Source organism: Belnapia mucosa, from assembly GCF_016775475.1.
In the GTDB taxonomy this organism is placed as follows: domain Bacteria; phylum Pseudomonadota; class Alphaproteobacteria; order Acetobacterales; family Acetobacteraceae; genus Belnapia; species Belnapia mucosa.
On sequence record NZ_JAEUXJ010000003.1, the window covers coordinates 197,935 to 224,540 of the forward strand.

Annotated in this window: 23 protein-coding genes; 10 read left to right on the forward strand and 13 right to left on the reverse strand. The window is 69.7% G+C overall.

What is annotated here, in order from left to right; translation table 11 throughout:
* Positions 1-38 precede the first annotated feature (38 nt).
* The 3 genes from JMJ55_RS09025 to JMJ55_RS09035 form a co-directional block, all read right to left on the reverse strand.
* Complete coding sequence (locus JMJ55_RS09025; RefSeq protein ID WP_202825199.1) at positions 39-608, reverse strand: cob(I)yrinic acid a,c-diamide adenosyltransferase; 570 nt, start codon at positions 606-608, stop codon at positions 39-41.
* Between the two features lie 201 nt (positions 609-809).
* Positions 810-1,454, reverse strand: a complete 645-nt coding sequence (locus JMJ55_RS09030; RefSeq protein WP_202825200.1) for a LysE family translocator — start codon at positions 1,452-1,454, stop codon at positions 810-812.
* Positions 1,455-1,513: 59 nt separating this feature from the next.
* Positions 1,514-2,407 carry a LysR family transcriptional regulator gene (locus tag JMJ55_RS09035; RefSeq protein WP_202825201.1) on the reverse strand — a complete coding sequence of 298 codons (894 nt, stop codon included), beginning with the start codon at positions 2,405-2,407 and terminating at the stop codon, positions 1,514-1,516.
* Between the two features lie 103 nt (positions 2,408-2,510).
* Between JMJ55_RS09035 and JMJ55_RS09040 the strand changes: the two genes are divergently transcribed.
* From JMJ55_RS09040 to JMJ55_RS09055, 4 genes are all read left to right on the forward strand, one after another.
* Entirely contained in the window at positions 2,511-3,380 is an 870-nt protein-coding gene (locus JMJ55_RS09040) for an NmrA/HSCARG family protein (RefSeq protein WP_202825202.1), read from the forward strand.
* A gap of 39 nt (positions 3,381-3,419) precedes the next feature.
* The gene (locus tag JMJ55_RS09045) at positions 3,420-3,893 is read left to right on the forward strand and encodes an AtaL-like protein (protein WP_202825203.1); all 474 of its coding nucleotides are present in this window, start codon (positions 3,420-3,422) and stop codon (positions 3,891-3,893) included.
* A gap of 92 nt (positions 3,894-3,985) precedes the next feature.
* On the forward strand, positions 3,986-4,708 hold the full coding sequence (gene rph / locus JMJ55_RS09050) for a ribonuclease PH (RefSeq protein ID WP_202825204.1): 723 nt from the start codon (positions 3,986-3,988) through the stop codon (positions 4,706-4,708).
* Positions 4,701-5,306, forward strand: a complete 606-nt coding sequence (locus JMJ55_RS09055) for a non-canonical purine NTP pyrophosphatase (RefSeq protein WP_202825205.1) — start codon at positions 4,701-4,703, stop codon at positions 5,304-5,306. Before rph ends, JMJ55_RS09055 begins: the two co-directional genes overlap by 8 nt.
* On the opposite strand, the gene JMJ55_RS09060 is transcribed toward JMJ55_RS09055, so the two are convergent.
* The gene (locus JMJ55_RS09060) at positions 5,303-7,330 is read right to left on the reverse strand and encodes a TonB-dependent receptor (RefSeq protein ID WP_202825206.1); all 2,028 of its coding nucleotides are present in this window, start codon (positions 7,328-7,330) and stop codon (positions 5,303-5,305) included. The two genes, JMJ55_RS09055 and JMJ55_RS09060, sit on opposite strands and share 4 nt — an antisense overlap.
* 79 nt (positions 7,331-7,409) lie before the next feature.
* Here JMJ55_RS09060 and nikR point away from each other — a divergent pair, with 79 nt between their 5' ends.
* The 3 genes from nikR (at position 7,410) to JMJ55_RS09075 (ending at position 10,157) form a co-directional block, all read left to right on the forward strand.
* On the forward strand, positions 7,410-7,820 hold the full coding sequence (gene nikR / locus JMJ55_RS09065) for a nickel-responsive transcriptional regulator NikR (RefSeq protein WP_202825207.1): 411 nt from the start codon (positions 7,410-7,412) through the stop codon (positions 7,818-7,820).
* Positions 7,821-8,230: 410 nt separating this feature from the next.
* The gene (locus JMJ55_RS09070; protein ID WP_202825208.1) at positions 8,231-9,208 is read left to right on the forward strand and encodes a putative molybdenum carrier protein; all 978 of its coding nucleotides are present in this window, start codon (positions 8,231-8,233) and stop codon (positions 9,206-9,208) included.
* 144 nt (positions 9,209-9,352) lie between these two features.
* Positions 9,353-10,157 (forward strand): IS5 family transposase gene (locus JMJ55_RS09075; RefSeq protein ID WP_202825209.1). Its coding sequence is split into 2 segments (ribosomal slippage): positions 9,353-9,696 and positions 9,695-10,157, totalling 807 coding nucleotides; the frame shifts between segments, so codons are not numbered across the junction.
* A gap of 160 nt (positions 10,158-10,317) precedes the next feature.
* Here the strand turns inward: JMJ55_RS09075 and JMJ55_RS09080 are convergent.
* From JMJ55_RS09080 to JMJ55_RS09095, 4 genes are all read right to left on the reverse strand, one after another.
* On the reverse strand, positions 10,318-11,493 hold the full coding sequence (locus JMJ55_RS09080; RefSeq protein WP_202825210.1) for a YbfB/YjiJ family MFS transporter: 1,176 nt from the start codon (positions 11,491-11,493) through the stop codon (positions 10,318-10,320).
* Between the two features lie 100 nt (positions 11,494-11,593).
* The gene (locus JMJ55_RS09085) at positions 11,594-12,682 is read right to left on the reverse strand and encodes an alkene reductase (RefSeq protein WP_456237072.1); all 1,089 of its coding nucleotides are present in this window, start codon (positions 12,680-12,682) and stop codon (positions 11,594-11,596) included.
* 119 nt (positions 12,683-12,801) lie between these two features.
* Positions 12,802-14,160, reverse strand: a complete 1,359-nt coding sequence (locus JMJ55_RS09090) for an AmpG family muropeptide MFS transporter (RefSeq protein ID WP_236033540.1) — start codon at positions 14,158-14,160, stop codon at positions 12,802-12,804.
* A 63-nt stretch (positions 14,161-14,223) separates the two neighbouring features.
* A complete protein-coding gene (locus JMJ55_RS09095; RefSeq protein ID WP_202825212.1) occupies positions 14,224-14,829 on the reverse strand; it encodes a hypothetical protein in 606 nt (201 codons plus the stop codon).
* 107 nt (positions 14,830-14,936) lie between these two features.
* Between JMJ55_RS09095 and JMJ55_RS09100 the strand changes: the two genes are divergently transcribed.
* Entirely contained in the window at positions 14,937-16,166 is a 1,230-nt protein-coding gene (locus JMJ55_RS09100; protein WP_236033541.1) for an alpha-hydroxy acid oxidase, read from the forward strand.
* Between the two features lie 381 nt (positions 16,167-16,547).
* Positions 16,548-18,143 carry an HWE histidine kinase domain-containing protein gene (locus JMJ55_RS09105; RefSeq protein ID WP_202825214.1) on the forward strand — a complete coding sequence of 532 codons (1,596 nt, stop codon included), beginning with the start codon at positions 16,548-16,550 and terminating at the stop codon, positions 18,141-18,143.
* 61 nt (positions 18,144-18,204) lie between these two features.
* Here the strand turns inward: JMJ55_RS09105 and JMJ55_RS09110 are convergent, their stop codons facing one another.
* The gene (locus JMJ55_RS09110) at positions 18,205-18,696 is read right to left on the reverse strand and encodes a cupin domain-containing protein (protein ID WP_202825215.1); all 492 of its coding nucleotides are present in this window, start codon (positions 18,694-18,696) and stop codon (positions 18,205-18,207) included.
* A gap of 83 nt (positions 18,697-18,779) precedes the next feature.
* Between JMJ55_RS09110 and JMJ55_RS09115 the strand changes: the two genes are divergently transcribed.
* A complete protein-coding gene (locus JMJ55_RS09115; RefSeq protein WP_202825216.1) occupies positions 18,780-19,691 on the forward strand; it encodes a LysR substrate-binding domain-containing protein in 912 nt (303 codons plus the stop codon).
* Here the strand turns inward: JMJ55_RS09115 and JMJ55_RS09120 are convergent.
* From JMJ55_RS09120 to JMJ55_RS09135, 4 genes are all read right to left on the reverse strand, one after another.
* Positions 19,640-20,410 (reverse strand): short-chain dehydrogenase/reductase, encoded by a 771-nt coding sequence (locus tag JMJ55_RS09120; protein WP_202825217.1) that lies wholly within the window; start codon positions 20,408-20,410, stop codon positions 19,640-19,642. The two genes, JMJ55_RS09115 and JMJ55_RS09120, sit on opposite strands and share 52 nt — an antisense overlap.
* 34 nt (positions 20,411-20,444) lie before the next feature.
* Positions 20,445-21,962: a TolC family protein gene (locus JMJ55_RS09125; RefSeq protein WP_202825218.1), complete on the reverse strand. Its 1,518-nt coding sequence runs from the start codon at positions 21,960-21,962 to the stop codon at positions 20,445-20,447.
* On the reverse strand, positions 21,959-25,117 hold the full coding sequence (locus JMJ55_RS09130) for an efflux RND transporter permease subunit (protein WP_202825219.1): 3,159 nt from the start codon (positions 25,115-25,117) through the stop codon (positions 21,959-21,961). The genes JMJ55_RS09125 and JMJ55_RS09130 overlap by 4 nt, the downstream gene beginning before the upstream one ends.
* Before the next feature lie 80 nt (positions 25,118-25,197).
* Positions 25,198-26,505 carry an efflux RND transporter periplasmic adaptor subunit gene (locus tag JMJ55_RS09135; RefSeq protein WP_202825220.1) on the reverse strand — a complete coding sequence of 436 codons (1,308 nt, stop codon included), beginning with the start codon at positions 26,503-26,505 and terminating at the stop codon, positions 25,198-25,200.
* Positions 26,506-26,606 lie beyond the last annotated feature (101 nt).

The following is a 26,606-nucleotide window of genomic DNA, read 5'->3' on the forward strand; positions in this document are numbered from 1 at the left end:
GCGAAGGATTGCAGCGATCCACCAACCGCCCCCCTCGTTCACCCTTCTCGACTGGCGCCGGGGCTCCACAACGTGTCTTTGCGGCCGTCGTCGTTCTCGACGCGAGCAAGGACGAAGAGGAGGTCGGAAAGCCGGTTCACATAGCGCAGGGCGGCGGGTGTCACCGGCTCCTGATAGGCGATCTCTGTTACCTCGCGTTCCGCACGCCGCACCACGCTGCGCGCGACATGCAGCAGGGCCGCGCCCTCCGACCCACCCGGCAGCACGAACGACGTCAGCCCGCCGAGCCTCCTGTTGGCACCTTCGATCGCCTCCTCCAGCCAAGCCACCTGCTTGTCGATCACCCGGAGCGGCTCGGCCTTGAGGCCGGATCGCTCGGGCTTGCAGAGGTCGGCGCCGACGTCGAACAGGTCATTCTGGATGCGCGCCAAGAGGTGGCCCGTCTCCTGGCTGACATGCAGGCGAGCCAGACCGATGAAGGAGTTTGCCTCGTCAAGGGAGCCATAGGCGGCGATGCGCGGGTGGAATTTGGGAAGACGCGCGCCATCACCGAGGACCGTGCGACCATCGTCGCCGGTACGGGTGGTGACCCTGTCGATCTTGACCATGTCTGATGCTGTGTGGCTCCCCGACGGGTGGACTTCCCGATCGGCTGCCGACCCGATGATGCGGGTAGGCTCGTCCCGGCGCAAGGGAGTTGTCCTTGGGCCCGCTTCGGGGCGGCAGCGCCCATTCGCCTTCGTTCCGAAGCGGGGTGTGGGCCTGGGCAGTTCCTGCCTGCAGCGTGTCGAAACGGCCTGGCCCAGCGATCAGGAAGCGGGACGCCTGACCAGGGCAAGGCCGCAGCCCAGCGCGATCATCGCCGCGCCCGAGGCCTCCCGCAGACGGCGGATCAGGGCGGGGCGTGCCGCCGCGCCATCCCGGATGCGGCTGGCCGCCAGGGCGACCAGGATATCGGCCAGGGTGTTGAGCGCGACCGAGACGAAGCCCAGCACCACGAATTGCAGGGCGATGCCGCCTGCCGCCGGATCGACGAATTGCGGGATGAAGGCCAGGAAGAAGCCCGCCGTCTTGGGATTCAGCGCCTCGACCAGCACGCCTTCGCGGAAGGCCCGCGCCGGCCCGACCGGTGGTGCCGCGGCGGCGCCCCCGAGGCCCGTCGCCATGCGGGCGGATTGGATCGTGCGCAGGCCGAGCCAGACCAGATAGGCGGCACCGGCCAGCTTCAGCACCGTGAACAGTTCCGCGCTGGCGAGCACGAGGGCGGAGACGCCGAGGCTGCCCGCCAGGACATGGACCATGCCGCCCAGGCCGGTGCCGAAGCTGGAGGCGACGCCCTCCGCCCGGCCACCGGCCAGGCTGCGCGCCGCGACATAGAAGATGCCCGGACCGGGCGTGATGGCGAGCACGAGGGCCGCCGCGACATAAAGGGCGAATTGGGTCAGGTCTGGCATGGCGCCGGCTCTACCGGATCACGGGCGAGGTGCCCAGGCCGATACCCGGCCCAGGGCGATCAGCCGTCGATATAGGCCGCCAGCTCGTCGGGGCTCCCCTTCGGGAAGGCCTCCTTCAGATGGTCGAGGAAGGCGGAGACCCGCGCGCTCAGCAGCCGCCGCGAGGGGTAGAGCGTCCAGAGCGCGATCTCCGGCCCCTCCGCATCGCCCCAGAGCACGAGACGGCCGGCCGCCAGGTCATGGCCGACGAGCGAGACCGGCAGCCGCCCGGCGCCGACGCCGGCCCGGACGGCGTCGCGGACCATGACCAGCGAGGAGAGCGAGAGGACCGGGTCGACGGCGATGCGGGATGGCCCGGCCAGCGTCGTCACCGCCCAGGCCGCGATCCGGTCCGCCGGGCCGCGCACCACGGCCGGAACGGCCGCCCCCTCCGCCGGCCGGATCAGGGCCGGATTGGCCACGACGACCAGCCGGTCGCGCAGGAAGACCCGCCCGACCAGGGTCTCGTCCGGGTCCGGGTTGACCCGGATCACCAGGTCATACCCTTCCTCCACCATGTCGACGGCGCGGTCCTCCGTCGTGACCTCGAGCCGGACTTCCGGGAATTTCAGCGCGAAGCCGGCGGCCAGCTTGCCCATCGCGGTCTGCGAGAAGAGCAGCGGCGCGCTGATCCGCAGCCGGCCGCGCGGCCGGTCCAGGCCGGAGGCGATCGCCGCCGCCGCCTCGTCGAGTTCGGTGAGCAGGGCCGCCGTCCGCTCATGGAGCGCCCGCCCCTCCTGGGTGAGCTTGAGGGCGCGGGCCCCGCGCTCGAACAGGCGCAGGTCGAGGCTGCCCTCCAGCTCCGCGACCCGGCGGGACAGGGTCGCCTTCGGCCGGCCGGAGGCGCGCGCGGCCCGGCCGAACCCCTCATGCCGGGCGACGAGATTGAAATCGGCCAGGGCGAGCAGGTCCATGTGTTCCACCAGCGAGACACCGCGTCCAAGGATAGCGTCTACTGGCTTGCAGGTGGATCGATAATCTCTGGGACGCCCCGTTGGCATCCCAGGAGTGATCCCCATGACCATCCTCATCACCGGCGCAACCGGCACGGTCGGCCGCCAGGTCGTCGAACACCTCGTCAAGTGCGGCGCCGATCTCCGTGCCCTGGTCCGCGACCCGGCGAAGGCGAATCTCCCGGCCGGCGTCGCGACCGTGCAGGGCGACCTGCTCGACATCGACTCCCTGCGCGGCGCGCTGTCGGGCGCCTCGACCCTGTTCCTGCTCAATGCCGTGGTGCCCGATGAATTCACCCAAGGCCTGACCGCGCTGAACCTGGCGCGGGAAGCCGGCATCGAGCGGATCGTCTATCTCTCCGTCATCCACAGCGACATCTATGTGAACGTGCCGCATTTCGCGGGCAAGTTCGGCGTCGAGCGGATGATCGAGCGGATGGGCTTCAACGCCACCATCCTGCGCCCCGCCTACTTCATGCAGAACGATCTCATGATCAAGGATGTGGTGCTGGGCCACGGCGTCTATCCGATGCCGATCGGCGACAAGGGGCTCGCCATGATCGATGCGCGCGACATCGGCGAGATCGCGGCGATCGAGCTGCTCCGCCGCGAGAAGTCCGCCACGCCGCTGCCGCTCACCCGCATCAACCTCACCGGTCCCGACACGCTGACCGGCGCGGAGGTCGCGGCGATCTGGACGCAGGTGCTGGGGCGTCCGGTCGCCTATGGCGGCGACGACACCGCCCGGTTCGAGCGGAACCTCCGGGCCTTCATGCCGGGCTGGATGGCCTACGACATGCGCCTGATGGGCGAGCGCTTCCTCACCGATGGGATGCTGCCCGAAGCCGGCGATGTCGCGCGCCTGACCACGCTGCTGGGGCGCCCCCTGCGCTCCTACCGCGACTTCGCCGCCGGGATCGCGGCCCAGGCCTGACGGCCGGGCGACACCCAACCCAGGAGAAGGACCACCCTCATGATCTATTCAACTGCCACCGTCCCGGTGAACCCGAAGGGCGAGACCCGGCTGAGCCGCGAGCAGGCCTGGGAGGGCCTGGTCCGCAAGGCCCGCGATGCCCGCCTCTTCCTGCCCCCGGGCCTCTGCACCCGCTGCGATGTCGTGGAGGAGAGTGCGACGCATATCGTGCGGGACGCCAGGATCGGCGGCATCGACCTGCGGGAGATCATCGCCTTCGAGCCAGGCCGCAAGGTCACCTTCTTCCAGGCGACCGGCCCGCGCGAAGGCGCCATCGTCAACGAGCTGTTCGAGGACGAGGCCGGCGAGCTCCAGCTCCGCTTCTATTGCTATCTCGGCCTGCGCGGGAAGGCGCCGGGCGGCCCGGAGGAACAGGCCGAGCAGGCGCAGTTCGACAGCGACACGGGCTACAAGGCCGCCCTGCTATCCACGCTGAACCGCACCCGCGAGCTGCTGGCCGAGGGCCGGCTCTGACCTCGGCGGGCAATAGGGATGGCGAGGCTGCCCTCCGGCTCCGGAGAAGCACCCCCTCGCCTTCCCCCGTCCCCGATGCTACCCCCGCCCGCATGACCCGTCCCTCCGGCCGCGCCCCCGATGCGCTGCGCACCGTCCTCCTCGAACCCGGCGTGGCCCGCCATGCGGAGGGTTCCTGCCGCATCCGCATGGGCAATACCGAGGTGCTCTGCACCGCCTCGGTCGAAAGCCGGGTGCCGCCCTTCCTGCGCGGCACCGGCCAGGGCTGGGTGACGGCGGAATACGGCATGCTGCCACGGGCGACGCATACCCGTTCGGACCGCGAGGCGGCGCGGGGCAAGCAGTCCGGCCGCACGCAGGAGATCCAGCGGCTGATCGGGCGCAGCCTGCGCGCCGTCACCGACCTCAAGGCAATGGGCGAGATGTCCATCACCGTCGATTGCGACGTGCTGACCGCCGATGGCGGCACGCGCTGCGCCAGCATCACCGGCGCCTGGGTGGCGCTGCATCTCGCCTTCCGCCACTGCATGAAGATGAACGTGCTGACCACTGTGCCGCTGCGCGACCAGGTGGCGGCGGTGTCCTGCGGGATCTGGCAGGGCGTGCCGGTGCTCGACCTCGATTATGACGAGGACAGCAAGGCGCAGACCGATGCCAATTTCGTCCTCACCGGCCGCGGCGGCCTGGTCGAGGTGCAGGGCACGGCGGAGGGCGAGCCCTTCTCCGAGGCGGAGCTGCTGGCGCTGCTGACGCTGGCACGGCAGGGCACGGACGAGCTGTTCCGCCGGCAGCGGGCGGCTGTCGGCATTGGCTAGGCGCCTTGAGCGCGGGCGGCTGGTGATCGCCACCCATAACGAGGGCAAGCGGCGCGAGGTCGCGGAGCTGCTGGCGCCCTATGGCCTGGATGTCGTGGCCGCCGGCGCGCTCGGCCTGCCGGTGCCGGAGGAGAGCGAGGACAGCTTCCTCGGCAATGCGCGCATCAAGGCGCTGGCCGCGGCGCGGGCCACCGGCCTGCCGGCGCTGGCGGATGACAGCGGCTTCTCGGTCGCCGCGCTCGGCGGCGATCCGGGCGTGCGCACCGCCGATTGGGCGGAGCTGCCGGGCGGCGGGCGCGACTATGCCATGGCCATGGCGAAGGTCGCGGCCCTGGCCGAGCCCTCCCCCGACCGGCATGCCTGGTTCTCCTGCGCCCTCGTCCTCGCCTGGCCGGATGGCCATACCGAGGGCTTCCTCGGCGAGGTGCATGGGCGCTGGGTCCATCCGCCGCGGGGCGACCGGGGCTTCGGCTACGACCCGATGTTCATCGCCGAGGGTGGAGACGAGACCTTCGGCGAGATGGAGCCGGCGGCGAAGCACGCCATCAGCCACCGGGCGCGGGCCTTCGCGCAGCTGCGGGCCGCCTGCCTCGACTAAAGACTGGCGGCGAGGGTGAAGCGCAGCGCCAGCGGCTCGGCCGGATGGGTGTGGCGGTCGGGGACGCCCTCGGCCGGCTCCCCCGGCAGGCGCGAGGCGTAGAAATAGTCGATCTGGCTCGCCTTGCTGTCGAAGAGGTTGAAGGCCTCGAGCTGCATCCGGAGCCCGTTCGCGAAGCGGTAGCCGAGCCGGGCATTGACCAGCGCCGTCGCCCGCGACCGCTGGCTGTTATCCTCGGTTAAAGGACGGGCGCCGAAATAGCGCAGTCGCGCGCCGCCGAACCAGCCCACCCCCTCGTCATAGGTGAGGCCGGCGGCGAGGACGAGGTTCGGCGCGCCGGGGATATAGGGGCCGGCGGGATCACGCTCGGTGAAGCGGGCGCGGGTCGCGGCGAGATCGGCATCGAAGGCCAGGCGCGGCGTCGCCTGCCAGCGGTTCAGCCATTCGAGGCCGATGCGGCGGCTGGCGCGGCTCGGCTCGGTGGTGCCGGCATCGCCGAGGAAGAGGATCTCCGACCCCAGCTCCAGCACGAAGAGGGCGAGGCGGGATTCGAACCCCTCGGCCGGGCGGGTCAGCACCCCGATCTCCGCCCCCTTGGCGCGCACGAGGAGCGGCACGCGCGAGAGCGGCGTCAGCCGGTCCGTGGGGTCGAGCCGGATGGTGGCGCCGCGCAGGTCGTTGGAATGGTAGCCGCTGGCGGCGTTGAGGAAGAATTCCGTCCCCCACCAGGGGCCGAGCGCCAGGCCGCCCTTGGGCGAGGCGATCCACTGGCCGGCGCTGCCCGAATTCTCGGCCGTGTCGCTGCGGACGCGGCCGCCCACCCAATCGGCCCGGGCGCCGGCGGTGAGACGAAGCCAGGGCACCGGCCGCCAGGCTGTGTCGGTGAAGAGGCCGAGGCTGTGCTCCTCGACCCGGTCGGCGCGGATGGTCGAGAGCGGCGCGCGGCCAGCCGTGCGCAGCAGGGCGAGCCGGATATCGTCGTGGCGGGTCTGCAGGCCGAAGCGGGTGGTGGCCGCGCCATCCAGCAGCCTCCAGGGCACGGACTGGATGATCGCGCCGCCCAGGATCCAGCGGCGGTCCTGCTGCTGGAACTGGTCGCCATTCACCGGATCGTCGAGCCGGTAGGTGAAGTTGTTCCAGAGATCGAGCGTCGAGCGGATCGCATAGGCGGTGACGCTGGTGGTGCCGAGCGCCCCGGTGCGGGCCCAGCGGGTGGAGAGGGAATAGCGCTCGGCGCGCCCGCCATCGGTCGGGTCGAGCGTGCCGAAGCGGGAGAGCAGCCCCTCGGAGACGCCGCGGGCCGGGATCTGGTCGGTGGCGTGCCAGCGATTGGCATAGCCCATGGCCGTCAGGCTGAACCCGTCCCCCTCCGTGCCCTCCGTATAGCGCAGCATCCCGTTCAGGCGGCGCAGCGCATCGGGCCGCTGCCAGGGGCCGTCATAGGTCGCGACCTCCCCGGCGCCGAGCAGCGTGCCGCGCCCCAGCGCCACGGAGCCGGCGGCGAGGCCGCGCCAATAGCCGAAGCTGCCCCCCGTCGCCTGGAGATAGGGCCGCTCCACCCGGTCGAGCAGCGAGAGGCGGAGCGAGCCGGCGGTGGCGAAGTCGCCGTCATCGGCGGCATAGGGGCCCTTCCGCACCTCCATCCCGCCGAGCATCTCCGGGATCAGGAAATTCAGGTCGGCATAGCCCTGGCCATGCGCATGGGTCGGCAGGTTGACCGGCATCCCATCGACCGAGATCGCCAGGTCGGTCCCGTGGTCGAGGTTGAAGCCGCGCAGGAAATACTGGTTCGCCTTCCCCTCCCCGCTGTGCTGGGTGACGACGAGGCCGGGGGCGGCCTCCAGCGCCTCCCCGATGCGGGCGATGGGGCGGGCGGCGAGGGTGCCGGCGGTGACGCGGACCTCGCTGGCGGCGGCGGGCGGGGCGGGCGCCGGGGCGGTGACGGTCAGGGGCGGCAGCTCGGCCTCCTGCGCCCAGGCGGCGGTGCCGGTCAGCAGGATCGCCGTGGCGAGCCGCCGGGCCATGCGGTGATCCTCATACCTTTGCGGCGGAAGATCATACTATCCTTGCCGCGCGCGCAAGCCGGCGCGGGAGGGGTGCGGGATGGAGCGGGTGACGATCACCATCGATGCGGCGCTGCTGGAGGCGATCGACCGGCTAGCCGCGCGGCGCGGCTATGCCAGCCGGTCCGAGGCGGTGCGCGACCTGGTGCGGGAGGGGGTGGACCGCGAGGCCGCGCTGGAGGAGGCGACGCCCTGCCTCGGCACGCTCACCTATGTCTATGACCATGCGGTGCGCGACCTGGCGCGGCGGCTGGTGCAGTCCCAGCACGACCACCATGCGCTGAGCGTCGCCAGCCTGCATGTGCATCTGGATGCCGAGGCCTGCCTGGAGGTGGCGGTGCTGCGCGGGCCCTCCGGCGCGGTGCGGCGGTTTGCGGATGCGGTGACCAGCCAGCGGGGGGTGCGGCAGCATGGGCTGCATCTGGTGCCGGTGGGGGGTGGGCGGGGGTAGGGGATGGTTGTTGGAGGCTGGAATAGCACAAAATAAAGCTGGCAGTCCGCGAACGGCGGAAAGCGGACATTGCCCGACCAATCGCCACCGGCGGCTATGCGCCCATATCGGTCATCTAGATGTCGCGATCGGGCTCCTAAAAGCGGACGTTTCCAGACAGCAAGCTGACCGCCAAAGTGGGTGTGTTCGCTGCATAATGCTCACCGATGGCTGGATGCCTCGGTAAGTATTCTAGCTGGGCTTCCGTTGTATGTGGTCGAGAACTGACGATCCGGATCTAAGAAGCAAGCGGTGCTCGAATGCAGCCACGGATCGGAGGACATAAAATTTTCGCTCCGCAGTGGATAGTGTTTGACGAATGGCGGCCTAAACGGCGCCGCTTTCTTTGATACAATGGGAGAGGGCAAGGGATGAGGATCATCTCCGGAGGGCAAACCGGCGCCGATCGAGCCGCTTTGGACGTAGCGCTCGCAACGGGTCTACCGCATGGGGGGAAAGTGCCCAGAGGCCGTTGGTCTGAGGACGGTCCGATTCCGGATCGCTACACCGTCGAAGCCCTGGAGAGCACGTCTCCGGAACAGCGCACCGAACGCAACGTCGTTGAATCGGACGCAACGCTAGTCGTCACGCGTGGTCCCCCGGATAATTCCGAGGGAACAAAACTGACTTGCGCCTTGGCAGAACAGCACGGAAAGCCATTCCTACACATCGATCTCAAAACATTAAATGAGGATGCCGCAATAGGTCGGGTGGTCAACTGGCTCCGATTGATCCGCTGCAACACCCTGAACGTCGCTGGACCGCGGAAATCGGAGGATGAGTACATTTATGATGCAACCTTCGGTTTGCTACTGGCAGTTTTGGCTAGAGCAGAAGTCGGCCCTCCGCCTTTACGAGAGAAACGAGAGTTCACCCTGAAAATCTACGAGCAGTTTTGCAATAATTTTCGCCATTGGGACCAGATCCGCTGGACTGGTTCTGGCGTGTTGATGGCGTTCCTCGGAACTTCCTACGCAGCTCTACTGACCGCTATTAATGACCACCCACTTGTCGTGCGCGGCTCCATGGCAGCAATTTCGGCGACGTCTATCCTCTGGATCTGGCTACTTATTCGGCTAATAATATACCACAACAGCAATCTGAAAAACCTGGAAAAATTAGTAAAAACTTCTCATACTGACACAGAAGAAGCTGGCGCATTGGTGGCAGGGCTTCCATTTGTATTTAGTTTCCCAAAAATTTTTCGAACTGCCAGCTTCTGGTTTTTGTTAGTTTTTTTTGGTCTTGCGGTACTCGGTTTTTTTGGCGCCTTTTATTTTGACTGGATAAAATCATTGACCTCGACAGCACCAAAAGACCCCAGCGTTTGTTATTTTGGAGCAACATGAACTTTACTAGCAAGCAAGTGCGGTCGCCGAAGATCTGAAACCTTCAGGCCATTTACATCGACGATACTAAAAACGGTTTACGCGCTTTGGCTCGGGAACTGCTAAGAGCGTCTAACGAAACCTGGTTTGGCGCGTTTTGGGGGCATGAGCAGGCCTCTTGTCTCTGATGCGCTTTGGACGGTCGTGGAGCCGCTGCTGCCGCCTGAGCCGCCGAAGCCGAAGGGCGGTCGGCCTCGTCTGCCCGACCGCGCGGCCCTGACCGGCATCTTCTTCGTGCTGCAGTCGGGGATCCCGTGGGAGATGCTGCCCCAGGAGATGGGCTGCGGGTCCGGCATGACGTGCTGGCGCCGGTTGCGCGACTGGCAGGAGGCTGGCGTGTGGGACCGCCTCCAGCGTGCAGTCCTCGACCGCCTGGGGCGGCGCAACGCCATCGACTTTCGCCGCGCCGCCCTCGACAGCGCGTCGGTTGCGGCAAAAAGGGGGGGCGCAGACGGGGCCGAACCCGACCGACCGGGGCAAGCCGGGCTCGAAGCGCCACGTCCTCACCGATGCCAACGGCATCCCGCTCGCGGTTCGCCTGACCGCAGCCAACCTGCACGACAGCATGATGCTGGAGGAGGTGGTTGATGCCGTGCCGCCAATCCAGCAGTCCTGGGGCAGGCCCCGACAGCGACCGGCCAAGCTGCATGCCGACAAGGCCTACGATCACCGCCGCTGCCGTAGGACCCTGACCCGCCGCCGCATCGAGCCCCGGATCGCACGCCGCGGCATCGAGAGCAGCGCCAGGCTGGGACGGCACCGGTGGGTTGTGGAGCGCACCCTGGCCTGGTTCAGCCAGTTCCGGCGCCTGGCGATCCGCTACGAGCGCCGCGCCGACATCCACTTCGCCTTCCTCACCCTCGCCTCAGCCATCATCGCTTGGCGCTTCGTCCAACGGTGGTTCTGTTAGGCGTTCTAAGAGTGACACGCTACCGGATGTCCGCTTTGCTGGATGGCGCCGTGAAATGCAGACAGGCTGCATTCGGCCAAACTTGGCCTTTCGGCCAGCTGTTGAGAGATTCCGCTAAGGGTCAAAAGCGGCTGCTCATCCGATAATCTGAAGCGCCCTCCTACCCCCTCGGCAACCGCACCCCCAACGCCAACCCCGCCGCCGCCAGCAACGCCCCGGCCGCCAGCAGGCTCGGCAACCGGAAATCGCCCGTCCAGTCATGCAGCCACCCCGCCACCGCAGGTCCGACGATCTGCCCGACGCCGAAGGCCGCCGTCAGCAACGCGAACAGCCGCGTCGGATCCGCCCCCGCCAGCCGCCGCCCGCCGGCCAGGCCCAGCGCGGTGATCCCCATGAAGGTCCCGCCGAGCAGCACCGCGGCCAGCAGCGCCCCCGCCGCGCCGGGCCAGAGCACGCTGGCGGCAACCCCCACCGCCTCGATCCCGCAGGCCGCGGCCAGGCTGGCCTCGAGCCCCCGCCGGGCGGCGATCCAGCCCCAGAGCGCGACCGAAGGCGCCGCAGCCAGGCCGACGAGGAGCCAGACCACCGCCTCCAGCGGGCGGAGCGCCGGTGAGGCGCGCAGGATGGCGATGAGGAAGGTGGCGGTGACGACATAGCCGAAGCCGAACAGCCCATAGGCCACCGCCCAGCCCGCCGCTGGCCCGGCCGGGACCGGCGCCGCCGGGCGGGCGGCCCGCGCCGCCGGCGGGGGCGGCGCCTCGGCCGGGACCAGCCAGGCGGTGCCGAGGAGCCCCGCCGCCGCCGCGGCGCCGGTGGCCAGCCAAGCGCGGCGCCAGTCCCCGCCCTCCAGCGCCGCCGGCACCAGCAGGGCCGAGAGCGCGATGCCGCAGCCGACCCCGGCGAAATGCAGCGCCGAAAGCCCCGGCCGCCCGGCCCGCGCCAGCCGGTCCAGCACGACGGAGGAGGAGAGGACGAGCACGAAGGCGCTCGCCGCCCCGCCGAGGCCGCGCAGCAGCAGGAAGGCCGGCAGCGTCGTGACAAGACCCATCGCCGCCGTGGTCGCGGCGCCGAGGCCGAGCGCGGCCAGCAGCCAGGCCCGGCGCGATCCCGGCAGGCGCGGCGCCGCGGCCAGCAGCGCCCCCAGCAGGTAGCCGATGAAATTGGCCGAGGCGATCAGCCCCGCCTCCCCCTTGGAGAGGCCGAGGCCCTCCGCCATGGCGGGCAGGATGGGGGTATAGGCGAAGCGGCCGATGCCGATGGCCGAGGCGAGGGCGATCAGCCCGCCGATCGCCAGCGCTACGGGCTGCGGCCGGGTCGGTCGGGAAGAGGGCAACATGGTGACGTCCGGCAAGGGGGATGCCGGGCAGCATCCCCCCAGGTCGCCATCACCGGAAGCGAGAAGGCATGATCGGAGCCATCTCGGCTGAAGATGGCCTTCAGGCTGCGGCGCTCTGCGCCAGGGCCGGGTAGTCGGTGTAGCCGCGGGCGTCGCCGCCGTAGAAGGTCGTCTTGTCCGGCTCGGCCAGCGGGGCGCCGGTGCGGAAGCGCTCGACCAGGTCGGGGTTGGCGATGAAGGGGCGGCCGAAGGCCACCGCATCGGCCCGGCCCTCGCGGATCGCCGCCTCGGCCAGCGCCTGGTCGTAGCCGTTATTCGCCAGATAGGGGCCGCGGAAGCTGCGACGGAGCGCGGCGAAATCGAAGCCCTGGGCATCGCGGGAGCCGCCGGTCGCGCCCTCGACCACATGGAGATAGGCGAGGCCGAAGGGGGCGAGCCCCGCCACCGCATGGTCGAACAGCGCCTGCGGATTGCTGTCCCGCATGTCGTTGGCCGGCGAGACGGGGGAGAGGCGCAGCCCGACGCGGTCGCCGCCCCAGACCTCGGTCACGGCCCGGGTCACCTCCAGCAGGAAGCGGATGCGGTTCTCGATGCTGCCGCCATAGGCGTCCGTGCGCTGGTTGGTGCCGTCGCGGAGGAACTGGTCGATCAGGTAGCCATTGGCGCCATGGATCTCGACGCCATCGAAGCCGGCCTGCTGGGCGCGATGCGCCGCCTGGCGGTAATCCTCGACGATGCCGGCGATCTCCGCCGTCTCCAGCGCGCGGGGGATGACGAAGGGCTGGAAGCCGGTTTCGGTGAAGGCCTGGCCCTCGGGCTTGATGGCCGAGGGGCCGACGGGCAGCGCGCCCTCCGGCTGCAGGCTGGGATGGGAGATCCGGCCGACATGCCAGAGCTGGAGCACGATGCGGCCGCGGGCGCGATGCACCGCCTCGGTCACGGTGTGCCAGCCGGCGACCTGGTTCTCGTCATGGATGCCGGGGGTGAAGGCATAGCCCTGGCCCTGGCGGGAGATCTGCGTCGCCTCGGCGATGATGAGGCCGGCGCCCGCGCGCTGGGCATAGTAGGTGGCGTTCAGCGGGCCCTGGACGCCGGCATGGCCGGCGCGGCTGCGCGTCAGCGGCGCCATGACGATGCGGTTCGGGAGGGACAGGGCGCCGAGGCGCACGGGATCGAAGAGGGAAGGCAGGCCGATGCGCACGGGATCGGAAAGGGAAGGCATAGGGGGAATCACTCTTTTGCTGCGTTGCAGCAAGAGCTAGGCCCGGCCGCGGTTCCCGGCCAATCGACGGCGTGAATGGGATCTATTTACGCGGTGGATCGAACCGATGCCGTCCCGGGCGGCAGGCGCCTTAGCAGCCAGAGCATGATGGCCATCGCCGGCAGGGCCGCCAGCGTCGTCATCAGGAAGAAGCCGGTCCAGCCCATCCAGCCGGCGAGGTAGCCGGAGGCGGAGCCGATGGTGCGGCTGGCGAAGGCCGCCAGCGAGGAGAGCAGCGCATATTGCGTCGCGCTGAAGGCCCGGTTGGTCAGGCCCGAGAGATAGGCGAGGAAGGCCGAATCGGCCATGCCATCGGTGAAATTCTCGATCCCGACCTGGGCCCAGAGCAGCGGGATGTCATGCCCCGACTGCGCCACCGCGACATACATCAGGTTGGACAGCATCTGGCCGAAGCCGGTCAGCACCAGGGCGCGGGCGATGCCGAGGCGGCGGATCAGCCAGCCGCCGGCCAGCGCCCCGGCCAGGATTGCCAGCAGGCCGAAGACATTGTTGATCGCCGCCAGCTCCAGCCGGGTGAAGCCGAGCGCGGCGTAGAAGGGCTGGGTCATCACCCCCGCCAGCGCCTCGCCCAGCTTGAACAGCACGACGAAGAGCAGGATCGCCAGCCAGTGGCGCCGGCCCATGAAGTCGAGGAAGGGGTCGACCAGCGCGGCGCGGACCCGCTCGGCCGGGGTCATCGCCAGGCGCTCGGGCGAGGGCGGCTCCGACCCCAGCAGCACGGCGAGCAGCCCGATGCCGAGCAGCCCGGCGCAGATGCCATAGCCCAGCGCCCAGCCGCCCCATTCCGTCACCGCCAGCGCGCCGGCGCCGGCCGCCAGCAGCGCGCCGCGATAGCCCCAGACATAGAGGGCGAGGCCATAGCCCTGCTCCCGCTCCTCCAGCAGGTCGATGCGGTAGGCATCGACTACCACATCCTGGCTGGCCGAGAGGAAGGCGACGAGGCCAGCGAGGGCGAAGGTGGCGGCATAGCTCTCCGGCCCCGGGCTGGTGAGGCCGAGGGCCAGGATCGAGGCGATCAGGACCGGCTGGATGCAGGCCAGCCAGCCGCGGCGGCGGCCGAGCCAGCGGAAGAGCGGCGGCGGCACCTGGTCCAGCGCCGGGGCCCAGAGGAATTTCAGCGTGTACGCCAAGCCGAGGGAGGCGGTGAGGCCGATCACCTCGACCGACAGCCCTTCCTCCGACAGCCAGCGGCGCAGCGTGGCGGCGGTGAGCGGCAGGGGAATGCCGGAGGCGAAGCCGAGGGCGAGAAGGACCAGATAGCGGCGGTCCCGCCACCAGGCGGTGCGGGTGGCGGGGACAGTGTCGAACATCGGGGTGGCGAGGTAGCAGAGCCCGAGGGGCCGCGCTATCGGAAGCGTGAGGTCGGCGCCACTCGCGGGTTCCAAGGGCCCTTCGGCCCTTGGCGGGTGGAGCCCGAGGAGGGCAGCGCCCTCCTTGGAACGCCCGGCTTAGGGCCGCCCGCCCCCTCCCCCGCCGCCACCGCCGACCCCGCGCGGGGAGCCGAGCCGGTCCTGCCGGTCCAGTTCCTGCGCCGCATGCGCCGTCGCCGCGGCGACGCGCGGCATGGCCGGCAGGCTGGCCAGGCGTTGCAGCGTGGCCGGCCCTCCTCGGGTGAAGATCGGGCCCGAAAGGCTGCGCTCGGCCGCCGCCTGGTCGCCGGCATTGAAGGCGCGGGAGGCAGCGTAGAGCGCCTCCACCACTGGCTGGGCCGGGGCATTGGGGGCGATGCCGAGGGTGCCGCGCAGCTCGGTCAGGCCGGCGGCGAATTCAGGGCCGATGGTGCCGGCGAAGCCGCGCCAGCGCGGGCCATAGGGCAGCTCGGTCGCCAGGTATTCGTAATTGGCGACGGCGCGGGCGGCGGCGGCGGGGTTGCCGGCCAGGCTGGCCGGATTGCCGAAGGCATAGGCGGTGCCGATGATGGCGGCGCGGGTCGGGTCGCCGGCGCCCTGCACGGCGTCATTGGGCAGGGTGGCATAGCCCTGGGGCGGCAGGTCGGGGGTGACGCAGCCGGCGAGCAGCAGCAGCAGGGCGAGTCGCGGAAGGCGGGGGAGCATCGGCGGTTCCTCGTTTGGCCTTGAAGCGCGGGGTATGGCCCTGGGTTGCCATCCGCCACGATGCCGCGAAGATGGGCTTCCGAAAAGAGCTTGGGGAGGGGATGCGCATGGCCACCACCGTCGCGGAAACGCCGGCCGCGCGGCTGCGGCGCCGCTATCCCAGCTTCAACGACCTCCAGCACCGGGCGAGGCGGCGGGTCGCGCGCTTCGCCTATGATTTCGTGGCGGGCGGCGTCGGCGACGGGGCGCCGAATGTGGCGCATAACCGGGCGGCGATGGATGCGGTGCGGATCGTGCCGCGCTATGCGCTGGATGTCTCCGCCGTCTCGATCCGGACGGAGCTGTTCGGGCGGGACTATGCCGCGCCAGTCGGTGTCGCGCCGATGGGCAATATCGGCATGGTCTGGCCGGAGGCGGATGCGATCCTGGCCGCCGCGGCGCAGCGGGCGCGCATCCCCTATGTCTCCTCGACAGTCGCCAATGTGGCGATGGAGGAGCTGGCGCGGATCGCGCCGGATGTCTTCTGGTTCCAGCTCTATGGCCTGCCGGGGGACAAGCACGCCCTCTCCTTCGACCTGATCCGCCGGGCGGAGGCGGTGGGCGCGCATGCGCTGGTGGTCACGCTGGATGTCCCGGCGCGGCAGAAGCGGGTGCAGGACGTGCGCAACGGGCTGGTGATGCCCTTCCGCTACCGGCCGCGCACCTTCCTCGACATCGCCCGCGCCCCCTTCTGGGCGCTGGAGATGCTGACCAAGGGGCAGCCGACCTTCCCCAACATGCGGCAATATGTCGGCGAGACGGCGGGGCTGGCGGAGATGGCCGGCTTCGTCCAGGCCAACATGATCACCGGCGTGACCTGGGAGGATATCGCCCGCTTCCGCGAGGCCTGGCCGCGCGCGCTGGTGCTGAAGGGCATCCAGCACCCGGAGGATGCCGAGCGGGCGGTGCAGCTCGGCGTGGATGGGATCTGGGTCTCGAACCATGGGGGCCGGCAATTCGATGCCGCGCCGGCCTCGATCGACACCGTGCCGGCGATCGCGGCGCAGGTCGCGGGGCGGGCCAAGCTTCTCTACGACGGCTCCATCCGCTCGGGGCTCGATGTGCTGCGGAGCCTGGCCGTTGGCGTCGACATGTGCTTCGCCGGGCGGGCCTTCCTCTATGCCGTGGCGGCGCTGGGCGCGGCCGGGGGCGACCATGCGGCCGCCGCCTTCATGGAGGAAGTGCGCGGCACCTTCGCCCAGGCCGGCGTGCTGAGCGTGGCGGATGCACCGCGGGCGACGGTGCTGCACCCGAATGCGGTGCGGTTCGAGCCGCCGCGGAACGCGCCGGGCGGCTAGAGCAAGCTCCGATCAGGTAGAACCACGCGACCCAAGCTTGCTTGCTCGAACAAAAGCTTGGAGCGGGGTCCGTGAGCCAAGGCGACCGGACATCGCTCTAACGGCCAGCCCAGGCGGGGCGGCGCCTGCGCGCGCCGAGCGAAGCTGGCACGCCACGACGAGCGCTGGCCGGCAAACCGTGATCCATGGGGCGGCGTTCCACCTCATGCTCCGGCATATTACGGCCTGATCCGCCCCGCCATGCCATCGTTCCTGACCGCCAACCAACTATGTTACCCTGAACGACTTCATTCAGAGTTCATTATGTCCCCCTCAACGCCAGAAAATAGAAACAAGAACACCGATGTAACGCATCACAGCCGTCCTGGATGGTTTTACACCATGCTTGCGCTATCCGTCGTGCTCCCGATGGGTTTGCTGGGAGCCGTGAGCGCGCTCGACAGGCATTTGACCTATTCTGCAGCAAGGCGGGAAGTGCAGACCACGCTGGATCTGGTGGCAGGCCATGCCCGCAATGTTCTTCAGATGCAGAATGTTGTCCTGGGTGCTGCCGACCGCCATTTCTTTGGCCAGCCCGATCACCAGATTTTGGACAATGCTTCAGCCAACCATGGATATGCGCGCCTTCTGCGCAAATACGCGGGCGAGACACTGCGCCTGATCGTTTTCAATGCCGATGGCCTGGCCCTTGTGGATTCGGATCTCGAACATGCAGATCCCTCATTCGACGTCAGCGACCGAGAGTTTTTCAGGGTTCACCGGACGTCTGCAGTATCCGACATCTATATCTCCGGACCCTCGAACAGCCGTGCCGACGGCAAACCGGTATTTTTTGTCTCGTTGCGACGGTCCTCGCCCGATGGGCAATTCGTCGGGGTGATCGTCATTGGCGTCGAGCACAGGATAATGTTCGACTTCTGGGGCAGTGACCTCCCTGATCCGAATGCAGCCGCAGCCTTAATCAAGGCGGACGGCACCTATCTGGTCAGAAAACCAGCGATCAGCCTGAATAATGGAAAATCCGTATCAGCAAAGGGTCAGCTGGAGTTTCTTATAGACTCACGCCAGGAGCGCAAAGTCCAGCAGGGGGTTTCCCCCTTGGATCAGGTCACTCGCCTGTTTGCCTACCGCCATGTGAATGCTTTCCCGGTACTGGTGACATATGGCGTGCCGCTTGACTCGGTCCTGGCGTCCTGGCGCCTGAGACTTGGGATTCATCTCGCCATCGGCGCTACCGTCAGCCTTGTCCTCGTATTGGTGGTCCTGCATGTCAGGCGGCGCGCGATCGAGCTGCAGGATCTCAACCTGTCCCTGGAAAGACGGGTCGAGGAGCGAACGGCTGAAATCAGGGCGAATGACAAACGCATCCGGCTCCTGGCGCGCGAAGTGGACCATCGCGCGAAAAATGCCCTCGCCGTTGTTCAGTCGATCCTGCGGATGACGCCCAAGAAAGATGTGAACCGTTATGCCAGGGAGGTGGAGGGGAGAGTGCGAGCCCTGGCTCACGCTCAAACACTGCTGTCCAAGGCCAAATGGAAAGGCGTGAATCTACGCGATATCCTGACCGCGGAATTCAACGCGTTCATCAGCGATGAGGGGCGGTTCCATCATCAGGTTACCCTGACGGGTGCGGAGGTCATGCTGCCGGCTGTCGCAACACAGCCAGTCGCCATGATTTTTCATGAACTCGCAACGAACGCCATGAAATACGGTGCGCTGTCCACGACAGCCGGACGTCTGGCGGTCAGCTGGTGGATCCGGATCGAGCGGCCACCCAACGCATCAACGCTGCTGGTCCAATGGGACGAGAGCGGCGGACCGCGTCTTGATGGCGCGCCACGGTCTCACGGTTTCGGATGGCGCATGCTCAAATCCCTGATCCAGACGCAGCTCCATGGAAGCTTCACGGCGCGGTGGGAGAGTGACGGCGTCAAATACGACATCCAGATTCCCTTGGAGACACAGCGCGATCACTGAAGCCCCAAGAAGGCTTATCGTGCCGTGACAACACTCCAGGCCTGAACGCCGGGGCGACGCCCTACCAGGGGCGCCCATCCTTATGCGCGTAGCGGCGGCGTCCGGTGGCGGGGTCGGGCACCAGCGCCAGGTCGTCCAGCGGGTATTCCACCGGATCATCCGCGCTGCGGTCGCCGATCTCGAGGTAGAGCACCTCCCCGCTGCCGCGATTCTCCAGGTGGTGCGCCGTGCCGCCGGCCGGGAAGCCGGCGCAGTGGCCGGGGCGAAGCTGCACCTCGCCGGTATCCGTCACCAGCACCGGCTCGCCTTCCAGCACATAGATGAACTCATCCTGCCGGCCATGGCGGTGATGCAGGGAGGAGCTGTCGCCCGGCCCGAGCCGCGTCAGGTTCACCCCGAAATTGCGGAGGCCGAAGAGGTCGCCCAGCACGCGCTTCCGCCGCCCGGCGACGCGGGGCAGGAAGGGCGCCGGGTAGTTGGACACCGTTGCCCGCACCGGCACCGACAGGGCCTCCACCGCGACGGGGATCTGCTGAGCGGATTGCGTCGTCATGGCCTGTCCTCCTCCGCGCCAGGATGGCGGCACGCCGCAACGGGCGGTAGTGAGATGTGGCCCGGCCATGCTGAGATTTCCTCATGACCGCCCTGCCCTCCCTCCGCGCGCTCCGCGCCTTCGCCGAGGTCGCCGCCGCCGGCGGCCGCATCGCCCCGGCGGCCCGCCGGCTGGGCGTCACCCCCTCCGCCGTGTCGCATCTGCTGCGGGAGCTGGAGCGGAGCCTGGGTGCACCGCTGCTGGCCGGGCGCGGCGCGCCGGAGCCGCTGACCGAGGCCGGCAAGCGCCTGGCCGGGGGCCTTGCCGGCGGCTTCGCCGCGATCGAGGCGGCGGTGGCGGAGGCACGCCGGCGCCGCGACCCGGGCGAGGTGCGCGTCTCGGCGCTCACGACCTTCGCCACGCTCTGGCTGGTGCCGCGCCTGCCGCGCTTCCGCGCCGCCCGGCCGGCGACGCAGCTCCTGCTCGCCACCGACACCCGGCCGGTGGACCTGACGACCGAGCCCTTCGACTGCGCCATCCGCTATGGCCTCGGCCCCTGGCCGGGGCTCGACTGCCGCCTGCTGTTCCGCGAGCGCATGGTGGTGGTCGCCAATCCGCGCCTGTTGGCGACGGCGCCGCTGGCCCGGCTGCCGCGCATCGGGGCGCGGTCGCGGCGGGAGGACTGGCCGATGATGCTGCCTGCCCTCGGCCTGCCGGAGGCACCGATCGCGGCGGAATTCCCCAATCGGGGCCTGGCGGTGCAGGCGGCGCTGGCCGGGCTGGGGGCGACGGTGGTGGACCGCGTCCTGGTCGGGGACCTATTGGCGGCGGGGCTGCTGGCCGAGGCGGCGCCGGGCCGCTGGGTGGAGCGGGCCGAGGGCCATCATGTCGTCGCCACCCCGGTGGCCCTGCAGAACCCGCATCTGCGGGCGCTGCGGGACTGGCTGCTGGCGGAAGTGGCGCCTCAGCGGAACTGCGCGCCCGCATCCACCTCGATGGTGGTGCCGGAGAGATAGCCGCCACGCGGGCTGGCGCAGAAGACGGCGAGGTCGGCGATCTCCTCCGGCTTCCCCGCCCGACCGAGGGGGAGGCCGGCCAGCATCTCCTCCCAGCGGGACTCGTCGCCGAATTTCGTCTTCGCCCGGGATTTGGAGAGGGTGATGATCCGGTCCGTCATGGTGGCGCCGGGGGCGATGCCGACCACGCGCACGCCGCTATCGGGCGCCTTGCCGCCAAGCGCGGCGGTGAAGGCGATCAGCGCCGCATTGCCCGAGGCGCCGCAGATATAGTCGGCGCGCGGGGCGCGGCCGGCCATGCCGATGATGTTGACGATGGTGCCGGCCCGCTTCGCCTCCAGCCGCGGCAGATAGAGCTGGCAGAGATGGATGTAGCCGAAGACCTTGAGCGCCCAGGCCTCCTGCCAGCGATCGAGGCTGATATCGGCCAGCGTCCCGCCGGGGATGGCGCCGGCATTGTTCACCAGCACGTCGATCTCGGGGAAGGCCTCGGCCAGCGCGGTGCGGGCGCCGGCCTGGGACAGGTCGGCGGCATGGGTGGTGACGGCGACATTGTGCCGGGCGCGGATGCCCTCCGCCGCCTGGTCCAGCGCCGCGCCGTCGCGCGAGACGAGGACGATGTCGCAGCCCTCGGCGGCGAAGGCCGCGGCGCAGGCAAGGCCGATGCCCTTCGAGCCGCCGGTGACCAGCACCCGGCGTCCGGCGAGTTCCATCTCCATGGTCGTTTCCCCCGTTGTCGTCTCGGGGGCGAGCCTACAGCCTCGGCGCCACCCCGGACACCCCGCTCGCCAGTTCGAGCTGGGACAGCGCCAGGAGATAGGCATAGCGCGCCTGGTTGGCCTGGATGCGGGTCGCGTTCAGAACGCGCAGCGCATCGAGCACGTCGAGCAGCGTGCGGCCGCCGGCGACATAGGCTTGTTCGGTGCTGCGATAGGCTTCCTCGGCCCGGCCGAGCGCGCCGCCGGCATAGAGGTTCAGCAGCGCGCGGGCCTGCTCCATCGTCGCCCAGGCCACGGCGAAATCGGCGCGGGCCTGCAGCAGCGTGGCGCGCGCCACCGCATCGGCCTGGCCCTGCTGCGCGGCGGCGGCGGCGACATTGCCCTCGACGATGCGGGAGGTGAAGATCGGCACCGAGAGCTGCACGCCGAAGCTGTTCAGCGCATTCAGCCGGTCCCGCGAATCCGGCAGGTCCTGCGAGAGCGAGGAGCGGCCCCAATTGGTAGCCACCGTCACGTCGCGCGACCGCGTGGCCTCGACCAGCTGGCGGTTGGCGGCGGCGGCGGCGGCCTGACGTTCGGCCGCCACCACATCCGGCCGGGTGGCGACGCCCTGGGCCAGCTCGTCCCGGCCGATGCCGAGATCGGGGATGGCGTCGAACCGGCCCTGCACGTCGAAGGCGACCGGGGAGAGGATGGTCCGCACCGCGGTCGGCGCGCTGGCCGGGCCGGCGGGGGCGGCGGTGCGGCCCGCCTGGCCTGGCGGCGGGGCGAGCGCGCCGGTGACCTGCGGATTGATGCCGAGCGAGGAGAGCTGGCCGGCGCCGGGCTGGAAGGCGGCCGGATCGGCCGAGAGCAGGGCCGCGACGGCGGCGATGCCGGCGGCATAGGCCTGGGCATTGCTGGTCACGTCGCCCTCGAATTGCAGCCGGCTCGCCTGGAAGCGCAGCAGGTCGCCTTCCGGGATGGCGCCGTCGCGGAACTGGCGCCGCAGCAGTTGCTCGGTGCGGTCGAGGCTGGCGCGGTTGCCGAGTGCCACTTCGAGATTGGCCCGCGCCAGCAGCGCGCCGAGAAAGGCCTGGCGCAACGCGTAGAGCTGGGTGCGCAGCGCATCCAGCACCTGCGCCTCGGCGCCCTCGATCTGCCGGTCGGCGAAGCGGGTGCGGAGCGTGCGCTTGTTGCCGCGCTCGACCAGGACGCTGAGCCCGACATTGATGTTCTTGCCGGGGCTGAGATAGCGGGCCCCGCGCAGCGCGCCGTTCTGCGTCTCGCCGAACTGGAAGAAGTTGTTGCCGACCGAGACGGTGGACGCCGGCCGGGAGGAGGCGACGAGGCGCTGGGCCCGCGCCACATCCACGCCGCGCCGGGCGGCGATGACGGCGAGGTTGCGCTCGACCAGCGCCGCCTCGGCCTCGGCCAGGGTCAGCGGCCGGGCGCCGGGGCCGATCGGCAGCGGCATGGTGCCCGTCCCCGGCGGGGCGGGCGGCTGGGCCCAAGCCGGGAGGGCAGCGAGCAGGGCGCAGCCGAGCAGGGCCGCGCGGAGGGAAACCCTCATGCCCGCACCGCCGCACCGCCGGCCGCGCCCTGGGCGGCGATTTCCGCCCGGCGGATATGCCGCGGCTTGCCGAAGAGGTCGATCATGGCCGGGAACACCACCAGGATGAACAGCGGGACGAGGCCGATGCCGCCCACCACCACCAGGGCGAGCGGCTTCTGCACATCGGCGCCGATGCCGGTCGCCAGCGCCATGGGCAGGAGGCCGGTGAAGCTGGCGAAGCAGGTCATGAAGACCGGCCGCATGCGGTCCCGCCCCGCCTGGTCGAGCGCCATGCGCCAGGGCATCCCCTCCAGCCGGAGATGGTTGAAATGGGAGAGCATGATGATGCCTTCCATCACGGTGATGCCGAAGAGCGCGAGGAAGCCGATGGCGGCGGGGACGCTGAAATTCAGCCCGGCCACGGCGAGTGCCGCGATGCCGCCGGTGATCGACATCGGCACGATTCCGAAGACCAGCAGCGTCTCGCGCAGCGTGTTGAACTGGACGTAGAGCAGCACGAGGATCAGCGCGAGCGCCGCCGGCACCACCACCAGCAGCCGGCCGATCGCCTCCTGCAGGTTGCGGAATTCGCCGAGCCAGTCGAGCCGGTAGCCGGGCGGCAGCTGCACCCGCGCCGCCACCAGCTCCTGCGCCTCGGCCACCGTGCTGGCGGGGTCGCGGCCGCGGACCGAGAAGCGGATCGGCACGTAGCGGGAGGCATCCTCGCGGTAGATATAGGAGACGCCGGAGACGAGCTGGATCGCCGCCACATCGGCCAGCGTCGCGCCGCGCGGGCCGCCCACGGGGATGCGGCTGATCGCCTCCAGGCTGTCGCGGTAGGGCGCGTCGAGCCGCACCACGATCGGGAAATTGCGGTCGCCGCCCGGCTCGTAGAGCCGCCCGGCCTCCCGCCCGCCGATCGCGGCCTGCACCACCTCGTTCACGTCGTCGATCGCCAGGCCGTAGCGGGCGGCGCGCGCCCGGTCGATCTGCACCGCAACCGTCGGCTGGCCGAGGCTGCGGAAGACGGCGAGGTCGGCGACGCCCGGGACGCCGGCCATCACCTGGCGGATCTCCTCCGCCTTGCGGGCGATGATGTCGAGCTCGGGCCCGTAGACCTTCACCGCATTGGCGCCCTTCACGCCCGAGGCCGCTTCCTGGACGTTGTCGCTGATCGCCTGGGAATAGCTGAACTCGACGCCGACGAATTGGCTGGCGAGCCGGTGCTGCATGGCCTGCACCAGCCCGTCGCGGTGCGGGGCGGTGGTCCATTGCTGCGGCGGCTTCAGGGGAAGGAAGAACTCGGCGTTGAAGAAGCCGGCGCTGTCCGTGCCGTCATCCGGTCGGCCCTGCTGCGAGGTGGCGGTGATCACCTCGGGGAATTCCAGCAGCGTCCGGCGGATGCGGTTCACCGTGGCATTGCCTTCCTCGAGGCTGATCGTCCCCGGCATGGAGGCGCGGACCCAGAGATTGCCCTCCTCCAGCGTGGGGAGGAATTCGGCGCCGAGATGGGACATCAGCAGGATCGAGGCGGCGAAGAGGCCGGCGGCGAGCATCAGGCAGAGCGCCCGGGCCCGCATCGCCGCGGCATAGAGCCGTTCATGCCCCCAGCGCAGGATGCGCACCAGCGGCGTGTCGCGTTCCCGGCTGTCCTCGCGCAGCAGGGCGGCGGCCAGCGCGGGGGTGATGGTGAAGGTCGCCAGCAGCGCGCCGATGATCGCATAGGCATAGGTCTTCGACATCGGGCCGAAGATCCGGCCCTCGATCCCGCCGAGGGTGAAGAGCGGGATGAAGGCGGCGATGATGATGAGCGCCGAGAAGAAGATCGCCTTGTCCACCTCGCCGGCCGCGCGCAGCACGGTCAGCGAAAGGCCCGAGAGCTCCTTCGAGCCGGAGGGGGCGATGTAGCGATGCGCCGGATTCCGGGCGAGTCCCAGATGCCGGTAGATGTTCTCCACCATGATGACGGTGGCATCGACCAGCAGGCCGAAATCGAGCGCGCCGAGGCTGAGCAGGTTGGCGCTCTCGCCGCGGGCCATCATCAGCAGGATGGCGAAGAGGAAGGCGAAGGGGACGGTCGCCGCCACCACCAGGGCGCCGCGGAAGTCGCCGAGGAAGAGCCACTGGATGATGAGGATGAGGGCCACGCCCTCGATGATGTTGTTGACCACCGTCCTGGTGGTGATCTTCACGAGATCCTCGCGGTCATAGACCGTGACGATCTTCACCCCCGGCGGCAGGACGCCGCCGGCATTGATCCGCGCCACCTCCTGCTGCACGCCGCGGATGGTCGGCAGGGTCTGCTCGCCGCGGCGCATCAGCACGGTGGCCAGCACCACGTCGTCATCGCCCTCCTGCCCGGCGATGCCGAGCCGGGGCTGGTTGCCGATCTCGATGGTGGCGACATCGCCGAGCAGGACGGGCACGCCGCCCTCGGCCGAGACGACGACATTGCGGATATCGTCCAGTCCGCGGATCAGGCCGATGCCCTGCACCACGGCGGCCTGCGGGCCGATGCGGATGGTCCCGGCGCCGACGGTCGCATTGCCGGCCCGGACCGCCTGGATCACCTGCGGCAGGGTGAGGCCCATGGCGGCGATCCGCCGCAGATCGACCACGACATTGTAGCTCTTGGTCAAGCCGCCGAAGGAGGTGACATCCACCACGCCGGGCACGCGCTTGAAGCGGCGGTCGAGCACCCATTCCTGGATGGTCTTGAGATCGGCGAGGGAATAGCCGGGCGGCCCGACCAGGCGGTAGCGCATGATCTCGCCGATCGGGCTCAGCGGGCTGATCTGCGGCTGCACGCCCTGCGGCAGGCCATCGAGCTGGCCCAACCGGTTCAGCACCTGCTGCAGCGCCTGGTCATAGGTGTAGTTGAAGTTGAACTGCACCCGGACATCGGACAGGCCGAAGAGGCTGGTGGAGCGGACCGAGGTGAGGTTGGGCAGCCCGGCCATCGCCACCTCGACCGGGATCGAGACATAGCGCTCGATCTCCTCGGCCGACTGGCCGGGATTCTGGGTGATGATGACGACCTGGGGCGGGACCGGGTCGGGATAGGCCTCGATGTTCAGCCTGGTGAAGGCGATCAGGCCGACCACGATGAAGGTGAAGAACAGCAGGATCACCAGCGGCCGACGCTGGAGCGAGAAGGCGACGATCTGGCGCATCGTGAGGAGTTCCGACCTTACCGGGCAGTCTCGTTGCTATTCTGCCCGGACGGGCCGGGTTCGGCCACTGTCCCGACGGGTCAGTCGATCCGCGCCGCGCGGTCGATGAAGAGGGCGCCGCCGGTGACGACCCGGTCGCCCGGCTTCATCCCGTCCAGCACTTCCACCATGTCGCCGGCCCGGATGCCGGTCTTGATCCGCCGCAGCATGAAGCGGTTGTCATCCAGCGCCAGCCAGACGCTCGCCTCGGAGCCGCGATAGATGATGGCGTTCACGGGGACGCCCACGGCCTCCTGGCCCTCGCCGACCGAGATGCGGAAGGTGGCGAACATCTCCGGCTTCAGCAGCCGGTCGGGATCCTGCACCTCGGCGCGGACGGTCAGGCGGCGGGTGGTGGGGTCGAGACCGGCGCCGACGGTGGCGATCCTGGCATCGAAGGTCCGGCCCGGCAGAGCGCCGACGCTCACCTCGACCGGCTGGCCGACCTGCACGAGCGGCGCGTCCAGCTCCCGCACCGCGGCGACGAGCCACATGGTGGACAGGTCGGCGATGGTGAAGACCGGGTCGGAAGCGCCGGTCGAGAGCCACTGGCCGGGGCCGACGCGGCGCTGGACCACGGTGCCGCCGATCGGCGCCGTCACCGGCACCACGGCATTCACCATGCGGGTCTGCTCGATCCTGGCGATGTCCTCCGCCGAGCGGCCGAGCACGCGCAGCTTGTCGCGGGCGGCGGAGAGCGTCGCCTCGGCACTGCGGAGGTCGGCGGCGGCGTTCATGGCGGCGGTGCGGGCCTGCTCCACATCGCGCTGCGAGGCGGCGCGGGCGCCGAACAGGCTGTTCTGCCGCGCTTCCTCGCGCCGCGCCTGGTCGAGCGTCGCGCGGGACTTGTTGGCGCCATCGGCCGCCGAGAGCAGGTCATTGGCGGCACCGGCGAGATCGGTGGTCTCGATCTCGAACAGGGTGTCGCCGGCCTTCACCTGGTCGCCCATGCGGACCATGGTGCGGATGACGCGGCCATTATAGGGGGAGAAGACCGGGGTGGAGTGGTCCTCGTTATAGGCGATGCGGCCCTCGGCCACCCGCTCGGCGCGGAAGGAGCGGGACTGCATCTCCTCGATCCGCAGCGCCCGCATCTCGGTGTCGGAGAGGCGGAACTCGCCCCCGGAGAGGGGTTCGGTGACGCTGGCGGCGGGTGAGGTCGGGATCGCCTTCGCCGCTTCCTGGCGTTGTTCGTAGAAGTAATACCCGGCCCCGCCGGCCGCGGCGAGCAGCAGCAGGGCGATGATCGGGCCGCGCCGGCGCCGCGGCGCGGGGGCTTCCGGCGCCGCCTCGGCCGGTGCCGCGCCGTGAGCCGGGGGCGACAGGACCGAGACCGTGGGCGAGGTCAAGCCTTCCGCCGGACCGGCATGGCGCTCTTTCCCCGTGATGGGCGGAAGGTGTGTGGCGTTCATGCTGGTTCCGGACAGACCACGGGAAGCGCGTTGAAGTC